A 3,490-nucleotide genomic window follows, 5' to 3' on the forward strand; every position below is an offset into this window, starting at 1 on the left:
CGAGGACGCGTCCTGGGCGGTGCTGCCTGCCGCCCGCCGCGCCTCGGTCGCGGTCACCGGGTTCTCGACCGCCGATGCGGTGGGGTTCTCAACCCGGGCGCTGAAGGTCGCGGTGTCCCGCAGGGATGGCGGGGTGACGGTGACCGACCGCACCGGGCGGGTGCTGCTGTCGGACCTGGACGGCGCAATGGTGCCCGACCGGCGCGGCGACGGCTTCACCATGACCAAATCCATCCCGGACGACGCGCATTATTTCGGCCTGGGCGACAAGTTCGGCCCGCTGGACCGGCTGGGCCGCAGCTTCGTCATGTGGAACACCGACAGCTACGGCTACCAGGAAGGGCAGGACCCGCTCTACAAGGACATCCCGTTCTTCATCGGCTATACCAAGGGCGGCTATTACGGGATGTTCCTGGACAATAGCTGGCGCACCAGCTTCGATTTCGGCAAGACGCGGCGCGGCGAGCTGGCGATCGGCGCCGATGGCGGCCCGGTCGATTACTATGTGCTGGCCGGCCCCGACCCCAAGGACGTGGAGCGCGCCTATGCCTGGCTGACCGGCACGCCGGCCATGCAGCCGCTCTGGACCCTGGGTTTTCAGCAATCGCGCTGGGGCTACCCGACCGAGAAGGACGTCCGGGCGATCGTCGCCCGCCTGCGCCACGACCGGATTCCCACCGACGCGATCTGGCTGGATATCGACTACCAACAGCATTACCGGCCTTTCACGGTCGATGCGAAGACCTTTCCGACCTTCGGAAAAATGGTGTCGGACTTCACCGCCCAGGGCGTGCATACGGTGGCGATCACCGACCTGCATATCGCCGACCTGCCGAACGCGGGCTACGCCCCCTATGACAGCGGCATGGCGCAGGACCGGTTCGTGAAAACCGCCGACGGCAAGCCCTATGTCGCGCCGGTCTGGCCTGGCCCGACCCTGTTCCCGGACTTCACCCAGGCGGCCACCCGCGCCTGGTGGGGCACGCTCTACCGGCAGTTCTACCTTCAGGACGGGATTTCCGGCTTCTGGAACGACATGGACGAACCGGCGATCTTCGACACGCCGACCAAGACCATGCCGCTGGACAACCGCCACCGGATCGACGAGCCGGGCTTCGCCGCGCGCGTTGCGAGCCATCGCGAGATCCACAACCTGTATGGCATGCAGAACCATCGCGCGACCTATGAGGGCCTGCTGGCGCTGAAGCCGGACGAACGGCCCTTCGTGATGACCCGCGCGTCCTATGCCGGCGGCCAGCGCTATGGCGTCACCTGGACCGGCGACAACAGCTCCACCTGGAATCATCTGCGCCTGACCATTCCGATGCTGGAAAGCCTGGGCCTGGGCGGGTTTACCTTCTCGGGCGCCGATATCGGCGGCTTCGCCGGCTCGGCCTCGGCGGACCTGCTGACGAAATGGATCGAGGTGGCGATGTTCACCCCGATCGCCCGCGACCATAGCGACGAGCAGAGCCTGCCGCAGGAGCCCTGGGTCGGCGGCACGGCGCAGGAGGACATCCGCTGCCGCTTCATCGAGGCCCGCTACCGGCTGCTGCCCTATCTCTATACCGTGGCGGAAGAGGCCGCGCGCACCGGCATTCCGATGATGCGGCCGCTGTTCATGGAATTTCCCGCGGGCCTGCTGGACGGCACGCCGCTCGACCTGGCCACCGACAGCCAGTTCATGCTGGGACGCGCGCTGATGGTCGCGGCGCCGCCCAGCCCGGAATCGCCGGGGCCGTACTCCGTTACCCTGCCGGCGGGCGGCTGGTATGATTACTGGACCGGCAAGCCGGTCACCAACCTCAAGCCGCTCAGCCTGTGGGGGGCGGGCGGGTTGTTCATCACCCTGAAGGATACCGGCCCCACCGCGCCGCATACGCTCGGCATCACGCCGCGCCTGGACCAGTTGCCGGTGTTCGTCCGGGCGGGTTCGATCATCCCGCGCCAGAATCTGGTGCAGAGCACCGGCGAAACGCCGGAGGGACCCTTGCAGTTGGACGTCTATCCCGGCGCCGACTGCCAGGGCAGCCTCTATGCCGATGACGGCCACAGCTTCGCCTTCCGCCACGGCGCCTATAGCCGCACCGCCCTGTCCTGCACGCTGGAGGCCGATCACGGCGTGACGGTGACGATCGGCCGGCCGGAGGGCAGCTTCCAGCCGTGGTGGCACAGCTATCGCATCGTCGTCCATGGGCTGGCGCATGCGCCGCGCGGCGTTGCCGGTGCGGCCTATGACGGCGCGGCGGGCAGCGCCAGCTTCGTCGTTCCCGCCAACGGCACCGCCGCGACCTATCGCCTCCGATAGGCGCGCAGGCGCGCCGGGCACGGCGACGCCGCGTCGTGTTCCTTGCGGTATTTGAAACGATGGATGAGATCCGGCCCGGCGGTCATGCGGGCGCGGGCGCCGCCGACCTTGCCCCGTGCGTGCGCGCGATAGTAGGACTGTCCCAGCCCCCTCCCCTTCGATCCGGTTGCGTCTCCGGATTGTTCCCCATGCCCCAGCGCTGGGGAAACCGAAAACGGACCGGATGATGAATTACGTGACCCCGCCCCCTGTTCAGCGCGCCGCACCGGACGGGCTGACGGCCGTTCAGCGCCTGCGGGGCATCGTTGCCGGGTCGGCGGGCAATCTGGTCGAATATTACGACTGGTACGTCTATTCCGCCTTCTCGCTCTATTTCGCCCATGTCTTCTTCCCCGAGGGCGATCCCACGACCGAATTGCTGCACACCGCGGCGATCTTCGCGGTGGGCTTTCTGATGCGTCCGATCGGCGGCTGGCTGATGGGCATCATGGCCGACCGCCATGGGCGCCGCGCGGCGCTCAGCCTGTCCATCCTGACCATGAGCCTGGGTTCGATGCTGATCGTGCTCTGCCCCGGCTACGACCGGATCGGGTCGCCGCGCCGGTCGTGCTGGTCGTCGCCCGGCTGATCCAGGGGCTGAGCCTTGGCGGCGAATACGGCGCCAGCGCCACCTACCTGTCCGAGGTCGCGCCCCCCGGGCGGCGCGGCTTCTATTCCAGCTTTCAGTACGTCACGCTGGTGATGGGCCAGTTGCTTGCCCTGCTGGTGCTGCTGGCCATGCAGTTCGCGCTGCTGACCCCGCAGCAGATCGCGGCCTGGGGCTGGCGGGTGCCGTTCGGCATCGGCGCGCTGCTGTCGCTGTCGGTGCTGTGGCTGCGCCGCGACATGCACGAAAGCGCGCAATTCACCCGCACGCGCGCCAGCCGCCAGCGCGGCGGCCTGCGGGCGTTGATCCGGCATCCGAAGGCGATCCTGACCGTGTGCGGGCTGACCCTGGGCGGCACCGTCGCCTTTTACACCTATACGATCTACATGCAGAAATACCTGGTCAACACGCTGGGTTTTCCGCGCGAGCGCGCGACCCTGATCGCCGCGTCGGCGCTGTTCGTCTTCGCCCTGGCCCAGCCGGCCTTCGGCGCGCTGTCCGATCGCATCGGCCGCCGGCCGCTGCTGATCGGTTTC

1 protein-coding gene and 1 pseudogene are annotated in these 3,490 nt (G+C 68.1%); both read left to right on the plus strand.

Annotated elements, in window-relative coordinates; genetic code table 11:
• Positions 1–2,308 (plus strand): glycoside hydrolase family 31 protein (locus tag HUK84_RS12815; protein WP_176640643.1); only part of this gene is annotated, 2,308 nt, incomplete at its 5' end.
• Positions 2,309–2,582: 274 nt separating this feature from the next.
• Positions 2,583–3,490, plus strand: a pseudogene (locus tag HUK84_RS12820) (MFS transporter); the annotation flags it as partial.

This window comes from Nguyenibacter vanlangensis (assembly GCF_013376155.1).
Classification (GTDB): Bacteria; Pseudomonadota; Alphaproteobacteria; order Acetobacterales; family Acetobacteraceae; genus Gluconacetobacter; species Gluconacetobacter vanlangensis.